Annotated in this window: 17 protein-coding genes; 3 read left to right on the top strand and 14 right to left on the bottom strand. The window is 65.1% G+C overall.

The features are described from left to right. Positions 1-47: 47 nt before the first annotated feature. The 7 genes from H6A16_RS01720 to H6A16_RS01750 form a co-directional block, all read right to left on the bottom strand. Positions 48-1,004 (bottom strand): beta-ketoacyl-ACP synthase III, encoded by a 957-nt coding sequence (locus H6A16_RS01720; protein ID WP_204615588.1) that lies wholly within the window; start codon positions 1,002-1,004, stop codon positions 48-50. Next, positions 1,001-1,843, bottom strand: coding sequence for an acetyl-CoA carboxylase carboxyltransferase subunit alpha (locus H6A16_RS01725; RefSeq protein WP_204615590.1), 843 nt, complete (start codon positions 1,841-1,843; stop codon positions 1,001-1,003). The genes H6A16_RS01720 and H6A16_RS01725 overlap by 4 nt, the downstream gene beginning before the upstream one ends. After that, the gene (accD, locus tag H6A16_RS01730) at positions 1,833-2,699 is read right to left on the bottom strand and encodes an acetyl-CoA carboxylase, carboxyltransferase subunit beta (RefSeq protein ID WP_204615592.1); all 867 of its coding nucleotides are present in this window, start codon (positions 2,697-2,699) and stop codon (positions 1,833-1,835) included. Before accD ends, H6A16_RS01725 begins: the two co-directional genes overlap by 11 nt. Positions 2,700-2,702: 3 nt before the next feature. Further along, positions 2,703-4,103 carry an acetyl-CoA carboxylase biotin carboxylase subunit gene (accC, locus tag H6A16_RS01735; protein WP_204615594.1) on the bottom strand — a complete coding sequence of 467 codons (1,401 nt, stop codon included), beginning with the start codon at positions 4,101-4,103 and terminating at the stop codon, positions 2,703-2,705. Between the two features lie 12 nt (positions 4,104-4,115). Then, positions 4,116-4,607, bottom strand: a complete 492-nt coding sequence (gene accB / locus H6A16_RS01740) for an acetyl-CoA carboxylase biotin carboxyl carrier protein (protein ID WP_239458131.1) — start codon at positions 4,605-4,607, stop codon at positions 4,116-4,118. Between the two features lie 195 nt (positions 4,608-4,802). Next, positions 4,803-5,033, bottom strand: coding sequence for an acyl carrier protein (gene acpP / locus H6A16_RS01745; protein WP_066830438.1), 231 nt, complete (start codon positions 5,031-5,033; stop codon positions 4,803-4,805). A 293-nt stretch (positions 5,034-5,326) separates the two neighbouring features. After that, entirely contained in the window at positions 5,327-7,999 is a 2,673-nt protein-coding gene (locus tag H6A16_RS01750) for an ABC transporter ATP-binding protein/permease (RefSeq protein WP_204615596.1), read from the bottom strand. Positions 8,000-8,258: 259 nt separating this feature from the next. On the opposite strand from H6A16_RS01750, the gene rlmD reads away from it, so the two are divergent. Beyond that, complete coding sequence (gene rlmD, locus H6A16_RS01755; protein ID WP_204615599.1) at positions 8,259-9,533, top strand: 23S rRNA (uracil(1939)-C(5))-methyltransferase RlmD; 1,275 nt, start codon at positions 8,259-8,261, stop codon at positions 9,531-9,533. Positions 9,534-9,575: 42 nt separating this feature from the next. Here rlmD and H6A16_RS01760 read toward each other — a convergent pair whose 3' ends face one another. The 6 genes from H6A16_RS01760 to tilS form a co-directional block, all read right to left on the bottom strand. Then, complete coding sequence (locus H6A16_RS01760) at positions 9,576-10,154, bottom strand: FmdE family protein (protein WP_204615602.1); 579 nt, start codon at positions 10,152-10,154, stop codon at positions 9,576-9,578. A gap of 160 nt (positions 10,155-10,314) precedes the next feature. Then, positions 10,315-11,154, bottom strand: a complete 840-nt coding sequence (locus tag H6A16_RS01765) for a phosphatase (RefSeq protein WP_204615604.1) — start codon at positions 11,152-11,154, stop codon at positions 10,315-10,317. Positions 11,155-11,223: 69 nt separating this feature from the next. Then, positions 11,224-12,405 carry a pyridoxal phosphate-dependent aminotransferase gene (locus H6A16_RS01770; protein WP_204615605.1) on the bottom strand — a complete coding sequence of 394 codons (1,182 nt, stop codon included), beginning with the start codon at positions 12,403-12,405 and terminating at the stop codon, positions 11,224-11,226. A gap of 166 nt (positions 12,406-12,571) precedes the next feature. Further along, entirely contained in the window at positions 12,572-14,716 is a 2,145-nt protein-coding gene (ftsH, locus tag H6A16_RS01775; RefSeq protein ID WP_428830072.1) for an ATP-dependent zinc metalloprotease FtsH, read from the bottom strand. 1 nt (position 14,717) lies between these two features. After that, positions 14,718-15,266 (bottom strand): hypoxanthine phosphoribosyltransferase, encoded by a 549-nt coding sequence (gene hpt, locus H6A16_RS01780; protein WP_204615607.1) that lies wholly within the window; start codon positions 15,264-15,266, stop codon positions 14,718-14,720. Between the two features lie 40 nt (positions 15,267-15,306). Then, positions 15,307-16,887: a tRNA lysidine(34) synthetase TilS gene (tilS, locus tag H6A16_RS01785; RefSeq protein ID WP_204615608.1), complete on the bottom strand. Its 1,581-nt coding sequence runs from the start codon at positions 16,885-16,887 to the stop codon at positions 15,307-15,309. A gap of 123 nt (positions 16,888-17,010) precedes the next feature. On the opposite strand from tilS, the gene H6A16_RS01790 reads away from it, so the two are divergent. Beyond that, positions 17,011-17,877, top strand: coding sequence for an MBL fold metallo-hydrolase (locus H6A16_RS01790; protein WP_204615810.1), 867 nt, complete (start codon positions 17,011-17,013; stop codon positions 17,875-17,877). Here the strand turns inward: H6A16_RS01790 and H6A16_RS01795 are convergent. Further along, on the bottom strand, positions 17,874-18,302 hold the full coding sequence (locus H6A16_RS01795) for an Hsp20/alpha crystallin family protein (RefSeq protein WP_204615610.1): 429 nt from the start codon (positions 18,300-18,302) through the stop codon (positions 17,874-17,876). The two genes, H6A16_RS01790 and H6A16_RS01795, sit on opposite strands and share 4 nt — an antisense overlap. Before the next feature lie 270 nt (positions 18,303-18,572). On the opposite strand from H6A16_RS01795, the gene H6A16_RS01800 reads away from it, so the two are divergent. Beyond that, positions 18,573-19,040 carry a hypothetical protein gene (locus H6A16_RS01800; RefSeq protein WP_204615613.1) on the top strand — a complete coding sequence of 156 codons (468 nt, stop codon included), beginning with the start codon at positions 18,573-18,575 and terminating at the stop codon, positions 19,038-19,040. Positions 19,041-19,045 lie beyond the last annotated feature (5 nt).

Below are 19,045 nucleotides of genomic sequence, written 5' to 3' on the forward strand. Positions count from 1 at the left end.
TCATGGTTGGCATTTCATGACAGCGGGAACCGTCCTAACTGTCAGGTTTAGGCGAATTCGGCGAGGGCGCCGGCCCAGGTGAGGCCTGCGCCGAAGCCTGCCATGAGCACGCGGCTGCCGGAGCCGAGCTTGCCCGCGTGGACCAGCTCGTCAAGCAGGATGGGCACGCTGCCGGCCGACGTGTTGCCGGTGTGGTCGATGTTGCCCTCGCACTTGGCCGGGTCGAGACCGAGCTTTTTCACGGAGTAGTCGACGATGCGCTTGTTGGCCTGGTGGTACACGAAGCGGTCGACCTCATCGGCGGAGATGCCCGCACGCTCGAGCACCTCGGTGGTGCAGCGGGGCATGACCTCGGTGGCGAAGCGGAACACCGCGCGGCCGTCCATATGCAGGTACGACGGGTCGTCGCAGCCCACACCGGGGGCGTACAGCGAGGTGTCGTCGCCACGCGAGCCCCAGACAGCGTGCAGCTCAGGGTAGCCCTCGGCGCGCTCGAGCACCGCCGCGCCCGCGCCGTCGCCAAAGAGCACGCAGGTCGTGCGGTCGGTGAAATCCATGACGCGCGAGAGCGTATCGGCGCCCACGACGAGCGCGTAGGGGCGCGCAGCGCCGGGCAGCAGGCACTCGGCCACATGCAGGCCGTACACGAAGCCGGCGCACGCGGCGTTCAGGTCGAAGCAGAGCGTATCCTCCGGCATGCCCAGATCTGCCTGCAGCAGGCAGGCGGCCGACGGGGTGCACGTATCGGCCGTGAACGTGGCCACGAGGCACACACCGACCTGCGCGGGCTCAATGCCCGCCGCCTCGAGCGCACGCGCAGCGGCGTCGCGCACCAGGGTGCGGTGGCTCTCGCCCACTTCCGCATCGCAGTAGCGCCGCGAACGGATGCCGGTGCGCGTGGAGATCCACTCGTCGGAGGTCTCCACGATCTTGGCCATATCGTCGTTGGTCATCACGCGGCTGGGTACGGCCGACCCGGTGCCGAGGATCTTGACGCCCATCATATGCGGCCTCGCTTCACGGCGGTGGAACCCATGGCGCGGAACTTGCGGTAGCGGTCGTTCACGAGCGCGTTCGGGCTCATCTTGGAAAGTGCTTCCAGCTCGCGGGTGAGCTGGGTGTCGAGCACCTGGAAGAGCGCGGCGGAGTTCTCGTGCGCGCCGCCGGCGGGCTCGGGGATGATGCCGTCGATGACGCCGAGCTCCAGCAGGTCGTCGGCGGTGAGCTTCATGACCTCGCAGGCCTCATCGGCACGGCTCGAGTCCTTCCACAGGATGGACGCGAAGCCCTCGGGCGAAAGCACGGAGTACACGGCGTTCTCGAGCATGATCACGCGGTTGCCCACGGCGAGCGCCAGCGCGCCGCCGGAGCCGCCCTCGCCGCAGATCACGGAGATGACGGGCACGGTGAGCGAGCTCATGAGCTCGATGGAGCGGGCGATGGCCTCGCCCTGGCCGTGCTCCTCGGCCTCCATACCGGGGTAGGCGCCGGAGGTGTCGACAAAGGTGAAGATGGGGCGGCCGAACTTCTCGGCGGCGCGCATGATGCGCTGCGCCTTGCGGTAGCCCTCGGGCGAGGCCATGCCGAAGTTGCAGGCCACGCGCTCCTCGATGTCGGCGCCCTTGCGGTTGCCGATCACGGTGACCGGGCGGCCGTGGAACAGGGCGATGCCGCCCATGATGCTGGGGTCGTCGGTGCTGTTGAGGTCGCCGCGCTGCTCGAAGAAATCGGTGAACAGGGCGTCGACGATCTGCGCCACGCCGGGGCGACCGGGGTGACGGGCGATGGCCACGCGCTGCGCGGCGGTCAGGACGTCAACGGTGACGGACAGGTTATCCGACATGCTCGCTGCCCCCCTTTCCATGAAGCACAAGCAGGCGAATCAGGGTCGAGCGCATGCGGGCGCGCGGCACCACGGCGTCGATGAAGCCGTGCTCGAGCTGGAACTCGGCGCTCTGGAAGCCCTCGGGGAGCTTCTGGCCGATGGTCTGCTCGATCACGCGCGGGCCGGCGAAGCCCACGAGCGCGCCGGGCTCGGCCAGATGGATGTCGCCCAGGCTGGCGAAGCTCGCGGTTACGCCACCCGTCGTGGGGTTGGTGAACACCGAGATGTACAGGCCGCCCTTATCGGAGAAGCGCTGGATAGCCGCGGAGGTCTTGGCCATCTGCATGAGCGAGATGATGCCCTCCTGCATGCGGGCGCCGCCGCTCGCGGAGAACACGATGAGCGGCAGGTGCTGCTTGGTGGCGCGCTCGATGAGGCGGGTGAGCTTCTCGCCCACCACGGCGCCCATGCTCGCCATGAGGAAGCGCGTGTCGAGCGCGGCGATGGCCACGCGCACGCCGCCAATCTTGGCGATGGCGGTCACGATGGCATCGCCCTGATGCGTCTTGGCGCGCAGCTTCGCGAGCTTCTCGGGGTAGTCGGGGAAATCGAGCGGGTCGGTGGAGACCAGCGCGGCGTCGAGCTCGCGGAACTGGCCGTCGTCGACGAGCATCTTGATGCGGTCGCGCGCCGGAACGGCGAAATGATGGCCGCAGTAGGGGCACACGAACTGGTTGTCCGCCAGGTCGCCGTCGTTCAGGGCGCGGCCGCAGCTGGGGCACGTCCGCTCCTCGACAGCAGGCGCCGTGCCCTGCTGGCGCATCTTCTTGAGCGCGAGCAGGCGGTTGCGGCGCTCGGCAAGGATTCCCGCCATGCGTTACGCCTCCTTCGCGGTGTCGGAAGCGGCATCGTCGGCGACGTTCGTCCACGCCAGCAGCGTGTCGAGGTTCTCGTCGATAAACGAGGTGTTGTACGTCGCGCGGATGAAGCCGGGGTGGTACATGATCTGATGGAGGACGTCGATGTTGGTCTTGGGGCCGTCGATGACGAACTCCTCGAGGCAGCGGCGCATGCGGCGCAGCGCCTCGAGGCGCGTGGGCGCCCACACGATGAGCTTCGCGGCGAGCGAGTCGTAGTAGGGCGGCAGCTCGCAGCCCGCGTACAGGCCGGTGTCGACGCGCACGCCGTAGCCGCCGGGGATGTGGACGAAGTCGACCATGCCGGGCGACGGCATGAAGCCGTGCGCCGGGTCCTCCGCGTTGACGCGGCACTCGATGGCGTGGCCGCGCAGCTGGATGTCGTCCTGCGTGAACGAAAGCGAGAGACCGGAAGCCACGCGCAGCTGCTCGCGCACGAGATCGACGCCCGTCACGCACTCGGTGATGGGATGCTCGACCTGGATACGGGTGTTCATCTCAATGAAGTAGAACTCACCGGAGGGATCGAGCACGAACTCGATGGTGCCGGCGTTCACGTAGCCAGCCGCGCGGGCGGCGGCCACGGCGGCCTCTCCCATGCGCTGGCGCAGCTCCGGGGTGAGCACGCGCGAGGGGGTCTCCTCGATCATCTTCTGGCCGCGGCGCTGGATGGAGCAGTCGCGCTCGCCCAGCTGGACCACGTTGCCCTGCGCATCGGCCATGATCTGGAACTCGATGTGATGCGGGTTGAGCACGAGCTTCTCGAGGTACATCTCGTCGTCGTTGAAGCAGGCGCGTGCCTCGGCGCGGGCCTCCTCAAAGAGGTCCTCGAACTGGTTCGGGTCGAAGACCTTGCGCATGCCGCGGCCGCCACCGCCGGCAGCAGCCTTGATGAGCACGGGATAGCCGATCTCGTCGGCGACGCGCTTGGCCTCGGCTACATCCTTCACGGAGCCGTCGGAGCCGGGCACCACGGGCACGCCGGCACCCTTCATGAGCTCGCGCGCGGCGGCCTTGTTGCCCATCGTGCGGATAACGTCGCCCGAGGGGCCGATCCAGGTGATGCCGTTCTTCTCGCACTCATCGGCGAACTCGGCGTTCTCGGACAAAAAGCCGTAGCCGGGGTGGATCGCGTCGCAGTGCGCGGCCTTGGCCACGGTGAGCAGCGCCTTGGTGTCGAGATAGCTCTGCGCGGAGGGCGCGGGGCCGATGCAGTAGGCGTGCTCGGCGAGCTGCACGTGCAGCGCCTCGCGGTCGGCCTCGGAGTACACGACCACCGGCTCGATGTCGAGCTCGCGGCACGCGCGGAAGACGCGCACGGCGATCTCGCCGCGGTTGGCGATAAGGATTCGCTTGAACATGGGGCGCCGCCTTTAAGCCTCGTGGTAGCGGATCAGCGGGGCGCCGAAGGACACGAGCTCGCCGTCGGTGGCCATGATCTCGTCGATCACGCAGTCGCACGGGGCGGTGACCTCGCTCATCATCTTCATAGCCTCGAGCAGGCAGACGGTATCGCCCTTCTTCACGTGGTCGCCGGGCTGGACATAGGGGTCCTTATCGGGCGAGGGGGCGACGTAGAACGTGCCCACGAGCGGAGCGGTGATGCAGGGGCCGTCAGCCGCGGGAGCCTCATCGGCAGCAGGCGCGGCAGCCGGGGCAGCGGCGGCAGCTGCGGGGGCAGCCGGGGCAGCGGCGGGCGCCGGAGCCGCGGCGGCGGGGGCGGTCATCGGCATGGGCGGCACGGGGCCGCAGCCGGGCTTCTCGAGCTCGATGGTTGTATCGCCGCTCGTGATCTTCATGCGGCCGATGCCGCTCGTATCAAAACGACCCATGAGGTCGATGATGTCCTGAGTCTTCATAGCCATGTGCATGAACCTCCTTGTCTACCAGGGAAACACTGGTCGTTTGCCTCTCATGTCCACTTTCAAGACGGAGATGTTTTAGGACATTCGGGAGAGCTGCCCGCGAGAGCCAATCGATCGGTGCTTCCCTCGATGCGTGCTGCATAAAGAGAAGCCGGGCAGGACGCGCGGCCCTGCCCGGCTACTGGCTCGGATGTGTTACTGAGCCTTGTTCTCCAGGTAGTCGGCCAGATCGCCAACGGTCTTGAACTGGTCGAGCTCAGCGTCATCGATCTCGCAGTCGAAGGCCTCCTCGAGGGCCATGACGAGCTCCATGGCGGCCAGGGAGTCGGCGCCCAGATCCTCCTCGAGCTTGGCCTCGCGGGTGACCTTCTCAAGGTCGCAACCGACGGTCTCGGAGATGACCTCGCGCATCTTCTCGAAATCCATGACAACTCCTTTCCGAGTGCGTCATTCGTTCGCACTCGAATCCGAAGCGCGCGCTTTTCGCGCGCCCCTTGCGTGCAAAACTAGCTAAAGCATTTTAGTTAAAAGTTTTGAGATGTTGACGACGCAACATCCCTCCGCAGGAACTGCACAATAGCGCAAAATGGCAGGTCCATTGACAAGGGCGACAAGAAGGGGCCGGGTACAAACTTGTCGCCTAGGGACGGATCCCGTCGACCGAACGAAATCCGCCTAGGCGACAAGTTTGTACCCGGCCCCTTCTTGTCGGCAGTCGGCTACTCCGTGCGCAGGGCGATGACGGGGTCCTTCTTGGCGGCCATGCGGCTGGGGGCCACGCCCGCCACGAGCGAGAGCACGACCGAAATCACCACGAGCGCGATACCCGCGCCCACCGGCACGGCAGCCAGGTTGGCCACGTCCGCAACCTGCTCGATGATCATGTTCACCGGAATGTCCAGCAGCACCGTCACCAGAATGCCCAGCACGCCGGACACCAGGCCTATGATGAAGGTCTCGGCGGTGAAGATGCGGCTCACGTCGCGCTTGCTCGCGCCGATGGAGCGAAGGATGCCGATCTCCTTCGTGCGCTCGAGCACCGAGATGTAGGTGATGATGCCGATCATGATCGAGCTCACCACGAGCGAGATGGCCACGAAGGCGATCAGGATGTAGGTGATGGCGTTCACGATGTCCGTCACGCTCGACATGAGGGTGCCCACGATGTCGGTGTACTGGATCTCGGTCCCCTCGCCCGAGGCTGCGATATCGTCGTTGTACGACTCGATCAGGTTGTCGATATACTCCTTGGCCTCGAAGTCGTTCGGGTAGATGTTGATGGTGAACGGATCGTCCATGCTCGCGACACCCAGCTTCTCGAGGTTACCCTCGTAGGTCGCGTTGTCGGTCTGCTGCGCCATCTGGCGCGAGAACGCGCTGGCGATCTCGTCGTCGGAAAGGCCCTCGGCGCGCAGCTCGTCGATGTAGTCCTGCAGCTGCGACGCCTGGTCGGCGGGCATCTGGGCGATCAGGGCGTCGATGCCCTCCATGGTGAGCTCGTCGCTCGACGAATCGGAGAACGGCATGTCCGTGAAGATGTCGGTGCCCGGGTTGTCCTTCTGGGCGGCCACAGCTGCGCTGTCGTTGACGATCCCCACCAGGTGCTCCATGAGCTCGGGCGTATACAGGACGGCGCCCCAGTTGCTGCCGACGTCGCTATCCTCGCTCGGGCGCACGATGCCCACGACGCGGACTTCCTCCGCACCGTCCACGACATCGCGCAGGTAGTTCTCGTCGTCGGCCATGTCCTTCCACGTGCCGTCGTCCTGCTCGGCGTACTTGGAGCTCTCGGGCACCAGCTTGAACGTGAGGTCCATGAGCTCGTCGTAGGTGTAGCTCGTCTGCTCGACCTCGTCGACCTCCTTGCCGGCGATGACGTCGGCCATCATGCCGCGCAGGTCGGCCTGATCGAGCAGCCCCAGCGCGTAGAGCGTGTAGTCGGAGATGCGATCGTTGCGGTCCACGTAGATCACGACCTCGTCCCAGCTCTCGGGCATGCGGCCGGCGACCACGTCGTAGTCGCGCTCCCACAGGTCGCGGTTGGGAAGCAGCTCCGTCCACACGTCGTAGCTCGACCCGCTCGTTCCGGACATGGTGCTCATCATCTCGGTCTGCGTCGAGCCCATGGAGATACCGAGCGCATCCATGACGGTCGCGGGGTTCACCTGCACCGCGCCCTTCGAGGTGTCGGCCTTGTAGACATTCAGCGGCGTATCGTAGGTGTACTCGATGGACGTCACGTAGTCGTTGATGTCGCCGGGGTTCGAATCGAGCCACTCCTTGATGGCGCGCATGTCGTTCTCGTTGGCGCCGTCGGCGACACCCGTCACCATATCGGTCACAAGATCTTTCGACACGACATCGCCCGACGTGTTCTCCTCGGCGGCCTCCCCCGCCGTGCCCATCATCGAGGTCATCATGCTCGCGATGTCGATCGAGGTCTCCTGGATGGTCAGCGGGTAGTCGCCCATCGTGGATTCCTCGGTTTCGGCGATGTAGTTCTGCGCGCCGTCGGAAAGCGACAGGATGAGCGCGATGCCGATGATGCCGATCGAGCCGGCGAATGCCGTAAGGAAGGTGCGGCCCTTCTTGGTCATGAGGTTCGTGAACGACAGCGAGATGGCCGACAGATAGCTCATACCGCGCTTGCCCTTGCGCGCGTCGGCGACCGCATGGCTTTGGATCTGCTCCTCGGTGAGGAACTCAGTCGCGGGGTCGACCGGGTTGGTGTCGCTCGTGAGCAGGCCGTCTTTGATGCGGACGATGCGGTCGGAATACTCCTCGGCAAGCTGCGGGTTGTGCGTGACCATGATGACAAGGCGGTCGCGCGAGAGCTTCTTCAAGATCTCCATGACCTCGACCGAGGTGTCGGTGTCGAGCGCGCCCGTGGGCTCGTCGGCCAAGATGATCTCGGGATCGTTGACGATGGCACGGGCGATGGCCACGCGCTGCATCTGGCCGCCAGACAGCTGGTTGGGCTTCTTGTTCATCTGCTCGGCGAGCCCCACCTGCGCGAGCGCCTCCTCGGCGCGGCGTCGACGCTCGGCCTTGGGCGCACCGGAGAGCAGCAGGGCCATCTCGACGTTGGCGATGACGCTCTGGTGCGGAATGAGGTTGTAACTCTGGAAGACGAAACCGACCGAATGGTTGCGATAGGTGTCCCAGTCGCGGTCGAGGTAGCTTTTGGTGGAGCGTCCGTTGATGACCAGGTCGCCCCGGGTGTACTGATCCAGGCCGCCGATGATGTTGAGCAGCGTCGTCTTGCCGCAACCTGACTGGCCGAGGATGCTCACGAACTCCTGGTCGCGAAAGGTAACGGAGATTCCCTTGAGCGCGTGAACGACGGTGTCGCCCGACGGGTAGTCCTTGGTGATGTTCTTCAGCTCGAGCATGAATGCTTCCCCACAGCGTGTCTTTCGCGGTTCAATCTCACCTATCCTACCCCGTCCTCACCGGGCTAGTAGCAATTCCATGTATGTGCGCCCCATTATTAAGGTTGCACACGGCGTGCCCGGATGGCAGACTGCAGGTTGAACACGCCCGGATGTCCACTTTCAGGACGGAGATGTTTCCGGACATTCGGCGGCGCGAGCCGAATGTCCGGAAACATCTCCGTCCTGAAAGTGGACATCCTCAACGATTGGAAGCTCTATGGCTAAGCCGCGCGCCGCTGCAAAAAAGAAACGCCCCGTCGCCGACGGACCCTGCCCCGTCGCCGACGGACCCTGCCCCGTCATGCGAGAGTGCGGCGGCTGCACGTGGCTCGGCATGCCCTACCGCAAGCAGCTCGCGCGCAAGCAGCAGGCCATGGACGAGCTGTTCGCCCCGCTCATCGAGCGCTATCGCTGGGATGTCTCCCTCGATCCCGTGCAGGGCATGGGAGGATACGCCGGCGAGGGCTCGCTGCCTGCGCCGCGCGCGTTTCGCTACAAGGCCGTCACGCCGTTCGCCCCCGGCCCGCACGGGGCGGTGCGCTGCGGCTTCTTCGCCCGGGGAACGCACCGCATCGTGCCTGTCCCCGACTGCATCGTCGAGGCTCCGGGCGCGCGAGCCATCCTAAACGGCATCGCCCAGGCCGCCCGAGCCTGCCGCATCCCCGCCTACGACGAGGACGCGCGCCGCGGCCTCCTGCGCTACGCCGTGCTGCGCATGGGTTGGAAAACCGACGAGGCGATGCTCACAATCGTGACGAGCCAGCGCGACCTGCCGCGCTACCACGCGTTTCTCGAGGCGCTGCAGGGTATCGACCCCCGAATCACCACGATCGCCCAGAACGTCAACCCGCGCGTGACCAACGCCATCCTGGGTTCCGAGACGCATGTTCTCGCGGGCGAGGGACGCCTGCGCGACGGCCTTCTCGGCTGCTCGTTCGACATCTCCCCCACCGCCTTCTACCAAACGAATCCCGCCCAGACCGAGGTCCTCTACCAGCTCGCTATCGACGGCATGGCGCTGCACGACGGGGATGTCCTCATGGACGCCTACTGCGGCAGCGGCACCATCGGCCTCTGCGCGGTACGGGCGGCGCTCGACGCCGGGACCACGGTAAGGCTGCTCGGCGTGGAGAAGAACGCGGCGGGCATCGCGGATGCGAAGCGTAACGCCGCTTTGAACGATCTGGATGACGTGGCGAGTTTCGTGGCCGATGACGCGACCGCCTACATGCGGCGCGCGGCCGAGCGGGGCGAGAAGGTCGATGTCCTGTGCTTCGACCCGCCACGCGCAGGCTCCACGCCGGCGTGCCTCGATGCCGCATGCACCCTCGCGCCGCGGAGCATCGTCTACGTGAGCTGCAACCCGGTGACGCAGGTACGCGACATCGACCAACTGGCACGCGGCGGCTACCGCATGGTCCGCCTGACGCCGGTCGACATGTTCCCGCACACCGATCACGTGGAGACCGTCGCGGTGCTGGAGCGCACGTAACGCCCTCGCGCGGGCGGGCAGAAGCGCTCTGCGCCCTCCCGCTTAGAGCTTCACCTCGGGACCGAGCGTATAGTACACGTGCTCGCCGGCACAGCGGCGGCAATACGTATGGCCATCGCGCTCGACGCCGCGCCCATCGTGGACGCGCTCGCCGCACACCTCGCAGATCTGCGTCTTGCGCGGGCGCCCCGGCAGGTCGAACTCCTTGAAATCGGGAAGATCGACCTCATGCACGCAGAACAGCTCGGCATCGGATAGGCCGTTGAAGAACGCGAGCATCTCCTGCTTGTCGTGCGGTGCCTTGGGGACGTCGTTGCGCTGCGTGATGCGGATAGCGCGATCGGCCGCGATGTCGTAGAAGCTCGCCGCCATGATGCCGTAGTCGTACCACTTGAGTCGGCGTCGCCCCAGATGGCAGTTCGCAACCGATATCACGGCATCCGCCAGACAGCGGTCGCATTCGACGAAGGCGATAAGGTCGCGGTAGGTGTCCGCATCCTCGATGCCGAAATACGCCATGGCCAAACGGGCCATGCGCGTGCCGATAACCTGCCCGGCACACATATGGCCATGAAACGCCACGGCCCGCTGCAGGTCTTCCTCAAACGTGCGCTTGAGCATGTATCCTTCTCCTTGTCACGGTCGGATGTCCACTTTCAGGACGGAGATGTTTCCGGACATTCGCCGGGCGCGGGACCGCCGGCCTCTGCGGGGAGGTGGCCGGCGGTCCCGCGCCCGGCGAATGTCCGGAAACATCTCCGTCCTGAAAGTGGACATCGTGCTAGTCGGTGTACTCCGAAAGGCTGGCGAGTTCGGTCAGGTTGCACACGTCTGCGTCGGCAAGCGCGCCCAAAAACGTCGCGCGGTCGCGGTTCATGATGAGCTCCTGCGGAAACCCGATGCTCTCGAGCATATCCTGAGCGTGCGGAAAGCGCCCGATCACCGGCGCGACATGCGCATCGGTCGACACCACGATACCCACGCCCATCTCCGCGCAGCGCTGCGCGATGCGCGAGCACACGGTATGGAACCACCCGCGCGAATCGACCTCGAGGCTATGCTCGTTGATCTCGATGAGCTTATGCTTCTCCTTGGCGACCGTCAGCACCTCGTCGTAATCGAACGGCACGCCGGAGCGGCCCGTGTGCCCCAAGATGAACACCTTGGGGTTCTCGAGTGCCCGCACATACATGCTCGTCGTGCGCGCAAGCGGTGCACCCTTGGTGAAGGCGCCATTATGCACGCTCGCGATGAGGTAGTCGAGCTGCCCGGTCACGCGGTCGAACAGGCTCCCCGCCTCGCGATACGGATTGCCCACGATGGTCTCGGACACGTCGATATCCTGGCCGAACAGCCCGCCATCGAGCGAGACGATATCGACCTCGGCGCCATGCAGGAGCGTCACGCCGTCCCACAAGCGCGGCCAGATGTCCTGATTCTGGAAGTACTGGAAGTTGCGGATATGCTGCTCGGGGAACAACATCTCGCTGAAGTGGTCGGTCGAGCCCAGAAGCTCGATGCCGCGCTCCCGGCAGACCGCCACGTTCTCGGAGATCGTCGAGTACGCATGCCGCGAGAACAACGTATGCGTGTGAACGTCGCAGGCGATCTGATAGGCCATGACTCAACCCCCTTGCCGTGTTGGGTGCCCGAACGTGCGACGCTGCGGAGCGCCGCACGTTTGCAATCCTTATACCCGGTACTCCTCCGCAAGCTGCTTCCAGGCGGGAAGCGAATTCACGATGACATCGTAGTCGATGCAGTAACCCAAGCGGAACCATCCCGTCACGCCGAAGCTGTTGGAGGGAACCGGCAGCAGCTCGTAGGCCTTCGCGCGCTCGCAGAACGCCTCGGCGTCATCCTCCAGTGCCTTGACCCACAGGTAGAACGCGCCATCGGGTTCCACATAGGTATAGCCGTACTCGGAAAGCGCCTGCGTGAGCACCGTGCGGTTGCGCGCATAGGCCTCGACGTCGGAGGGCTCGTCAACGCAATCGGCGACAACACGCTGGAACAGGGCGGGCGCGCACACGAAGCCGAGCGTGCGGGCGGCGCCGGCGATGGCGGGCATCACGCGATCGGCAAGCGAGCAGGTGTTGGGGACGAGCACCCAGCCCACGCGCTCGCCGGGCAGCGAGAGCGACTTGGAGTACGAATAGCACACGATCGTGTGCTCGTAGATGGACGGGACCCACGGGACCTCGGCACCGTAGACGATCTCGCGGTACGGCTCATCGGAGATGAGGAAGATGGGCTGCTCGCGCCCCTCGTTCGCCTGGCGCAGGACCGCAGCGAGGGCCTCGAGGGTCTCGGCGGCATAGACCGCGCCGGTGGGATTATTGGGCGAGTCGATGATCACCGCCGCCGTGCGCGGCGTGATCGCCGCCGCGACGGCCGCAGGGTCAACCTGGAAGGTCTCCTGATCGGCGAGCACCTCGACGCATGCCGCACCGGCCTTTTCGATCCACACGGCATATTCGGGGAAGTACGGCGCGATAACGATAACCTCCTCGCCCGGGGTCGTGATGGCGTGGATGGACATCGACACCGATGCGGCGGCACCTACGGTCATGAAGACATCTCCCTTGGTGTAGGACGTGCCGAATCGGCGGTTGAGCGACGCCGCGACCGCAGCGCGCGCCTCGGGGAGGCCGGGTGCCGGGGTGTAGCCGTGCAGTTGCTCGGCCGGAAGCTCCAGCGAGCGCTCGATGGACGCGCGCACCGCATCGGGCGCGGGAACGCTGGGGTTGCCCAGGGAGTAATCGAACACCTTGTCCGCACCGATCTGCGCCTTGCGCTCGAGACCGTACGAGAAGATCTCGCGAATCTTCGAGCTCTCGGCGCCGCGCGCGTACATCACGTCGTTGATCATGGGAGCCTCGCTTTCGTGTCGTTTGTGCCATTGTACGCGCGAGATGAAGCGAAGCCCCCAAAGTTAACGATTCAAGTTTGGGGACAGGTCCCAAACTTGCATGAAAAAGCCTCCCGGTGGCGCTGACTGCCGGGAGGCTCGCTGATGAAAGTTTGGGACCTGTCCCCTATTTTTCATGTTCGGCGTCGAGGGCCTCCTGCGCATATGCGGTGGCCTCGGCAGCAATCTCCTCGTCGGAGGGCTTGGGCGCCGCAGGGACGGGAGAGGCGGGCGCCTCCTCGCTGTGCTCAGCGAGATACTCGTCCCACGTGTTGTCGAGCAGCGCCGTCACGGCATCGCCCTCGACGGTCTCGCGCTCGAGCAGGACCGTCTTCATGAGCTCGAGCTGTTCGCGGCGCTCGTTCAAAATCCGGTAGGCGCGCTCGTGCGCCTCGCGCATGATGCGCTGGACCTCGGCATCGATGCGGCGCGCCGTCTCCTCGGAGTAATCCTGATGGTCGGCGTAATCGCGACCGAGGAACACCTGGTGCTGTGCCTCGCCGAACACCTGCGTGCCCAGCTCCTGACTCATGCCCAGACGCGTGACCATCTCGCGGGCCATCTTCGTGGCGCGCTCGAGGTCGTTGGAGGCGCCGCTCGTGATGTCGTCGCACATGATCTCCTCGGCCACGCGGCCGCCCAAAAACACGGCGAGCTCGTCGAGCATCTCGTTTTTGGTCTTGAGGTAATGGTCCTCGGTGGGCAGCTGCATGGTGTAGCCCAGCGCCTGACCGCGCGGGATGATCGTGATCTTATGCACCGGGTCGGAGTGCTCCAGCACGTGACCCACCAGCGCATGGCCGCTCTCGTGGTACGCGATGGTCGTGCGCTCCGTCGCGCTCATGACGCGCGCCTTGCGCTCGGGACCGGCGATAACGCGCTCCATGGACTCCTCCACCTCGTTCATGGAGATGGTGGTGCGATGGCGACGCGCAGCAAGCAGCGCGGACTCGTTGAGCAGGTTGGCGAGGTCGGCACCCGTGAAACCGACGGTGAGCTTGGCAAGCTTGTCGAAGCTCACGTCGTCTGCCAGCGGCTTGTTGGCGGCATGCACGCGCAGGATCTGCTCGCGTCCCTTCACATCGGGACGGTCGACCGTGATCTGACGGTCAAAACGGCCGGGGCGCAGCAGCGCGGGATCCAGGATGTCCGGACGGTTGGTCGCGGCAATCAGAATGACGCTCTCGGACTCCTCGAAGCCGTCCATCTCGACCAGCAGCTGGTTCAGCGTCTGCTCGCGCTCGTCGTGGCCGCCGCCCAGGCCGGCACCGCGCTGGCGGCCGACCGCGTCGATCTCGTCGATGAAGATGATGGACGGCGACTGCGACTTCGCCTCCTTGAACAGGTCACGCACACGCGAGGCGCCCACGCCCACGAACATCTCGACGAAGTCGGAACCCGAGATGGAAAAGAACGGCACGCCCGCTTCGCCGGCCACCGCCTTGGCGAGCAGCGTCTTACCGGTGCCCGGAGGGCCGACCAGCAGAACGCCGCGCGGAATCTTGGCGCCAAGCTTGCGGAAGCGCTCGGGATCGGCCAGGAAGTCGCGGACCTCCTTGAGCTCCTCGACGGCCTCGTCGATACCGGCGACGTCGGCGAACTTCACCTTGGGGCGCGTGGCCTCGTTGGTCTTCGCGTTCGTCTTGCCGAACTGCATCGCCTTGCTGTTGGCACCGGTCATCTGGCGCATGAAGTAGATCATGAGGGCGATGAGCGCCACGGTGGGCAGCACGCTCATGAGCACGTTCGCGAGCAGGTTGGGGTCGGAGGTGTCGACGCTGTACAGCGTCTCGGGATGCTTGGCCATGAGCTCGGCCAGCGAGTCGGACCCCACATAGGTGGACACGAACGGCACGGCATCGGCCTTATCTCCGACATCGTCCTTGTTCTGCCAGTAGGTGCCCTCAACGGAGCCGTCGGCCACCGTGTAGACGGCGCTCTCGACACGCCCCTCCTCCACCGCGGTCACAAACGAGCTCGTCGGGATCTCGGTCACGCTGGCGGAGCTGCCGAACAGCCCGCCACCCATATTGAAGAACAGGTACGCGATAAGCACGCACCCGATGAGAAAGTACAGCCAGCCCACGCGCGAGGGAGGACGGTTGCCACCGCCCATTCCCGGGCCGCCGGGCATGCGGCGGCGATCGTCGAGCTTGTCGAACAGGCTCTCGCCCTCAGGCTCCTTGCGCTGCTTGGCAGGGCCGTTCGGATCGTCGCCCGCTGCGCGGAGCACCGTAATCGGACCCTCCGCGCGGTCGTTCCAACATGACATACTACGAATAGACCTCCGGTTTAAGAACACCCACGTAGGGGAGGTTGCGGTAGCGCTCGGCATAGTCGAGACCATAGCCGACCACGAAATCGTCGGGGCAGTGCGTACCCACGTACTTCGGGTTCACAGCGGCCTGCTTGCCCTGCACGTCCTTCCACAGGAAGGTGGCCACCTCGAGCGACGCCGGATGGCGGCTCGAGAGGTTCTTCATGAGGTAGTTGAGCGTCAGGCCGGAATCCAGAACGTCCTCGACGATGAGCACGTTGCGGCCCTTGATGTCGATGTCGAGGTCCTTGACGATGCGGACGATACCCGACGACTTGGCGGCGGCACCGTAGCTCGAAACAGCCATGAAGTCGATGGCGATCGGGAGCTCGATGGAGCGCATGAGGTCGCCCATGAACACGACCGCGCCGCGGAGCACGGCGATCAGCACCAGGTCCTTGCCCTGATAGTCGCGGGTGATCTCGGCACCCATCCGCTTGACGATAGAGGCGATGTTGTCGCGATCGAACAGGATGCGATCGATATCGGGATGCAGGGCTTCCATGGCTGACCTTTCTGCTCGCGGGGACCGGCTGCGGCACACCCTACCCACTGACGCGCATATCGGCGGGGCCGCACGCGCGAATAACCAATTTTACCAGCAGCTTGCTGGCCGCTGTGCACTTGAAGCGTTCGTCGAGGCGAATACCGCCAACCCACACAACGGTTCCGCCGGGCAGCGTGCGCACCACGGGCACGCTCGCGCGCTCCGCCACCGGCACATGGGCGGACCCCAAGACATCGGAAACCTTCCGGGATCGGCCGTTCATGCCCAACGGGCACATGATATCACCCGGAACCGGCGCATCCACCCAGAGGTGGGCGGTGTACACCTCAGCCGGAATCGAGCCGGCCGCATCGGCCAGCCGGTCGAGATCGCGCTCGGCAAACCCGAGGGCAGCTGCATCGACGAAGGCCACAAGCTCGGGATGGTCCGGGCTGTCGGCGGCACGCGCCGTGCGGGCGAACTCGACCGGGTCGGTGCCGTGCGGAACGCGCACGATCTGCGACTCGAGCACCATCTGGTTTGCCAGGTGCATCCGCCCCGGCACGGGAAGCCAGCCTGCGGCGAGCTGCTCACGCGCCTGAGGTGAGCGAAACGAAAGCGTGCCGAACTCCATGCGCGCGTCCACGCCGCCCGGTAGCGAAAGCGACCCCTCGCCCCGCGCGGCGCATGCGAGCACAGCCTCGACATGGCGCATCTCCAGGCGCTCATCGGGGGCCACCCTGCGATACGCCAGCCGCACCATGCGCCGTGCGATGGCGACCTCGGCGGAGCACAGGCGCGGCGCATCGAGCGCCACGAGCCCGTCTGCCTCCCGGCGCATGCAGGCCCGCAGCGCCGTGGCGGCGAGCTGCGACATGAAGGCGTCTTCCTCGCCCAGGATGTCGCATGTCGCGCCGATAGCGCGCTCGAGGTTGGCATTGCGCTCATGAGCAAGCGGAACGACACGATGACGCACGAAGTTGCGCAGGTAGGAGGTGTCGGCGTTCGTTTCGTCCTCACGCCAGGGAATGCCCGCCACCTGCAGGTAGCGGCAGAGCTCCTCGTGCGTGAGATCGATCAGCGGACGCACGATGATGTTGCGGCGGCGCGGGATGCTCGAGAGCCCCGCCGGTCCCGAACCCTTGATGGCGTTCATGAAGAAGGTCTCGGTGCGGTCGCTCGCCGTATGGGCCGTCACGATGCGGGCGGCCGCACGGGGCGCGCCGGACTGCTCACAGAGTTCACGTACGTAGCGGCGGGCGGCGGCATAGCGGACCTCGCGCGCAGCGGCCTCGAGGTTCTGGCCGTCGAGCTCGGAAAACGACGCGTGCTCGACGCAGAGCGGAATGCCGTAGCGGCCGCAGAGGTCGCGCACGAACTGCTCGTCGCCGTCGGATGCGTCACCGCGCAGATGATGGTTGACGTGCAGCACGTGCAGCCGCTCACGCGCGATGCGGGCAGGGCCGCGGCCATCGCGCAGATCGAGCTTCGAGGTGCACGCCATGACGAGCAGCGCCGTCGAGTCCGCGCCACCTGATACCATGAGCACGACCGGGGACGACGGTTCAGATGCGTTATCGGCACCCACGGCACGAACCGGGGCGGTATGTCGCGCGAAGTGCTGGGCGACGGTGGGCATGTGACCTCCTTATATCGGCACTATTGTATCCGTTGGCACAGGCCAGCATGAAGGCATAACGGCCAGGGCGGGGTTCCGGCAGGCCGTTGGAATTGAAAGACGAGGGAGATTCCCGTGAGCGACATGCATTCGCAAGCGCTTCACCTGCATGTTCTGGGAAGCGGCTCCAAGGGCAATTGCGCTCTGGTGGAGGGGCCAGAGGGCCTCATCATGATCGACAACGGCTTCTCGCGCCGTGAGGTGCTCTCGCGCATGCACGACCTGGGGCTCGACGAGCACGACGTTCGGGCGCTACTGCTCACGCACGAGCACACCGACCATGTGAGCGGCATCAGCGTGTGGTGCCGCGCCTTCGATGTGAAACTCTACGCGAGCGTGGGTACGCCCGAGATGCGCAAATACCTTGCCGAGCTGCCGTTTTGCGAGTTCATCCCCGGAACGTCGTTCACCGTGGCCGGCGTCACGGTGGGAACGTTCGGTACGTCGCACGACGTCACCAATCCCGTTGGCTTCCGCTTCAGCTGGAACGACGACGCCATCGGCTACGCCACCGACACCGGCGTGCTGTCCGACCGAGCGCTCGCAGCGCTGACCGACGTGCGCATCCTCGCGCTGGAGAGCAACCACGACGTCCCTATGCTGCGTACCGGCCCCTACCCGCGCTACCTTCAGGATCGCATCATCTCCGAGCGCGGCCATCTGTCGAACGACCAAGCGGCGCGCGCCGTTGAGCAAATCGTTTCCGAGCGCACCGAGCAGGTCGTGGCGATGCATATCTCGCAGGAGAACAACCGACCGAGCCTGGCCGTACGGGCACTTGCCGAGGCACTCGGCGCGCAGCTCGACAACGAGTTGGGATCGTCGGCCACCCTCCATCGCGATGGCGATGCCTGCGACCTGCACATTCGCGCCGCCGAGACGGACGGGACAGCAAAAGGGCCCGAAGCGGGAGGCTTCGGGCCCTTGCCGAGTCTATGCGTTGCTTGCTAGTCGATAGCGATCTTGGTGACGTTGTTCTTCTCGACGATCTTGGGCACGGTGACGGTCAGGACGCCGTCAGCGTAGCGGGCGGAAAGACCCTCGGACGCGGCATCCTTCAGATAAACGCCGCGGGTCGCGCTGTAGGAGGTGAACTCCTTCTGCAGGTAGTTCTTACCCTTATCTTCCTCCTTCTCCTCGACCGTAACGGCGATGGACAGACGGCCCTCGTTGAGCTCAACGTCGATGTCGTCCTTGCTCACGCCGGTGAGATACGCCTTGACCTCGTAGCCGTCGCCCTTGTCCTCGACATCGATGGGGAATGCCTTGGTCGCCAGCGGGGCGTTGGCGAAATCCATCATGTCGTCAAAGGCGTCGAGCAGCGACGTTGCGGGACGAAGACCGAAAACCGAACGATAAGGAACCATGCTTGCCATATCTCTCACTCCTTCAAGTGATGTGCCGCGCTCCTCTTGGGACGCGATGACTTCGTTGTTCGCTCCTAGTTATTCCCGGTGCGCGCTGTCGTATTCAGGCTTTTTCAGATTTCCTAAGCGTCACAATATCATCAAATCTAAGTGCGTTTGACTAAGATATTTGGTGGTTCAACCTACGTTTTCATCGTGGTCATTTTCTTAAATAAACATTGACCCCCTAGATTAAACGTACAATGTGGACAGATTTGATCATCCGTTCTAAGGCGTCGCATGAACGAGCAGATCGGGGAGCATCCCTCCCCCACCGCATATCCCCACCAGCGTATCCAGGCTCCATCGCCCGCTGCGGACAGTCCTTCGCGCGCGCCTTACCCCACCCATGCCGAACATCTCACGCAAGAGCCCATCGACGATGTGCCCACCGAATACGTCACCCGCGAGCGCTACGTGACCCTCGAGCAGCTCAACAAGCCGCGCCATGTGCACATGGGCGTGGCGGAGGGCGATCCCGAATACCTTCCGCATCCTGCACGCGATGGCAAGGGGCAGCGCCCGCAGGCAACCGGTCAAAACGAACGTCAGAAGCTTCACTACGACCGATATCTCGAGCTACCCAAGCAGGGCAAATCGATTTTCACGCGACGTGAGCAGGCGCGAGCGCGCACGCGGCGTATCATTGCAGCCGTAGCGATCCTGATTGTGGTTGCCGTGGTGGTGTGGGTGCTGTTCCTGCGCTAACCCGT

The sequence above is a fragment of the Collinsella tanakaei genome (genome assembly GCF_016900375.1).
Classification (GTDB): Bacteria; Actinomycetota; Coriobacteriia; order Coriobacteriales; family Coriobacteriaceae; genus Collinsella.

Excerpts from the sequence above, each read along its gene's own strand:
- H6A16_RS01720 (WP_204615588.1), bottom strand. The coding sequence starts at position 1,004 with ATGATGGGCGTCAAGATCCTCGGCACCGGGTCGGCCGTACCCAGCCGC.
- H6A16_RS01725 (WP_204615590.1), bottom strand. The coding sequence starts at position 1,843 with ATGTCGGATAACCTGTCCGTCACCGTTGACGTCCTGACCGCCGCGCAG.
- accD (WP_204615592.1), bottom strand. The coding sequence starts at position 2,699 with ATGGCGGGAATCCTTGCCGAGCGCCGCAACCGCCTGCTCGCGCTCAAG.
- accC (WP_204615594.1), bottom strand. The coding sequence starts at position 4,103 with ATGTTCAAGCGAATCCTTATCGCCAACCGCGGCGAGATCGCCGTGCGC.
- accB (WP_239458131.1), bottom strand. The coding sequence starts at position 4,607 with ATGGCTATGAAGACTCAGGACATCATCGACCTCATGGGTCGTTTTGAT.
- acpP (WP_066830438.1), bottom strand. The coding sequence starts at position 5,033 with ATGGATTTCGAGAAGATGCGCGAGGTCATCTCCGAGACCGTCGGTTGC.
- H6A16_RS01750 (WP_204615596.1), bottom strand. The coding sequence starts at position 7,999 with ATGCTCGAGCTGAAGAACATCACCAAGGACTACCCGTCGGGCGACACC.
- rlmD (WP_204615599.1), top strand. The coding sequence starts at position 8,259 with ATGGCTAAGCCGCGCGCCGCTGCAAAAAAGAAACGCCCCGTCGCCGAC.
- H6A16_RS01760 (WP_204615602.1), bottom strand. The coding sequence starts at position 10,154 with ATGCTCAAGCGCACGTTTGAGGAAGACCTGCAGCGGGCCGTGGCGTTT.
- H6A16_RS01765 (WP_204615604.1), bottom strand. The coding sequence starts at position 11,154 with ATGGCCTATCAGATCGCCTGCGACGTTCACACGCATACGTTGTTCTCG.
- H6A16_RS01770 (WP_204615605.1), bottom strand. The coding sequence starts at position 12,405 with ATGATCAACGACGTGATGTACGCGCGCGGCGCCGAGAGCTCGAAGATT.
- ftsH (WP_428830072.1), bottom strand. The coding sequence starts at position 14,716 with ATGTCATGTTGGAACGACCGCGCGGAGGGTCCGATTACGGTGCTCCGC.
- hpt (WP_204615607.1), bottom strand. The coding sequence starts at position 15,266 with ATGGAAGCCCTGCATCCCGATATCGATCGCATCCTGTTCGATCGCGAC.
- tilS (WP_204615608.1), bottom strand. The coding sequence starts at position 16,887 with ATGCCCACCGTCGCCCAGCACTTCGCGCGACATACCGCCCCGGTTCGT.
- H6A16_RS01790 (WP_204615810.1), top strand. The coding sequence starts at position 17,011 with ATGCATTCGCAAGCGCTTCACCTGCATGTTCTGGGAAGCGGCTCCAAG.
- H6A16_RS01795 (WP_204615610.1), bottom strand. The coding sequence starts at position 18,302 with ATGGCAAGCATGGTTCCTTATCGTTCGGTTTTCGGTCTTCGTCCCGCA.
- H6A16_RS01800 (WP_204615613.1), top strand. The coding sequence starts at position 18,573 with ATGAACGAGCAGATCGGGGAGCATCCCTCCCCCACCGCATATCCCCAC.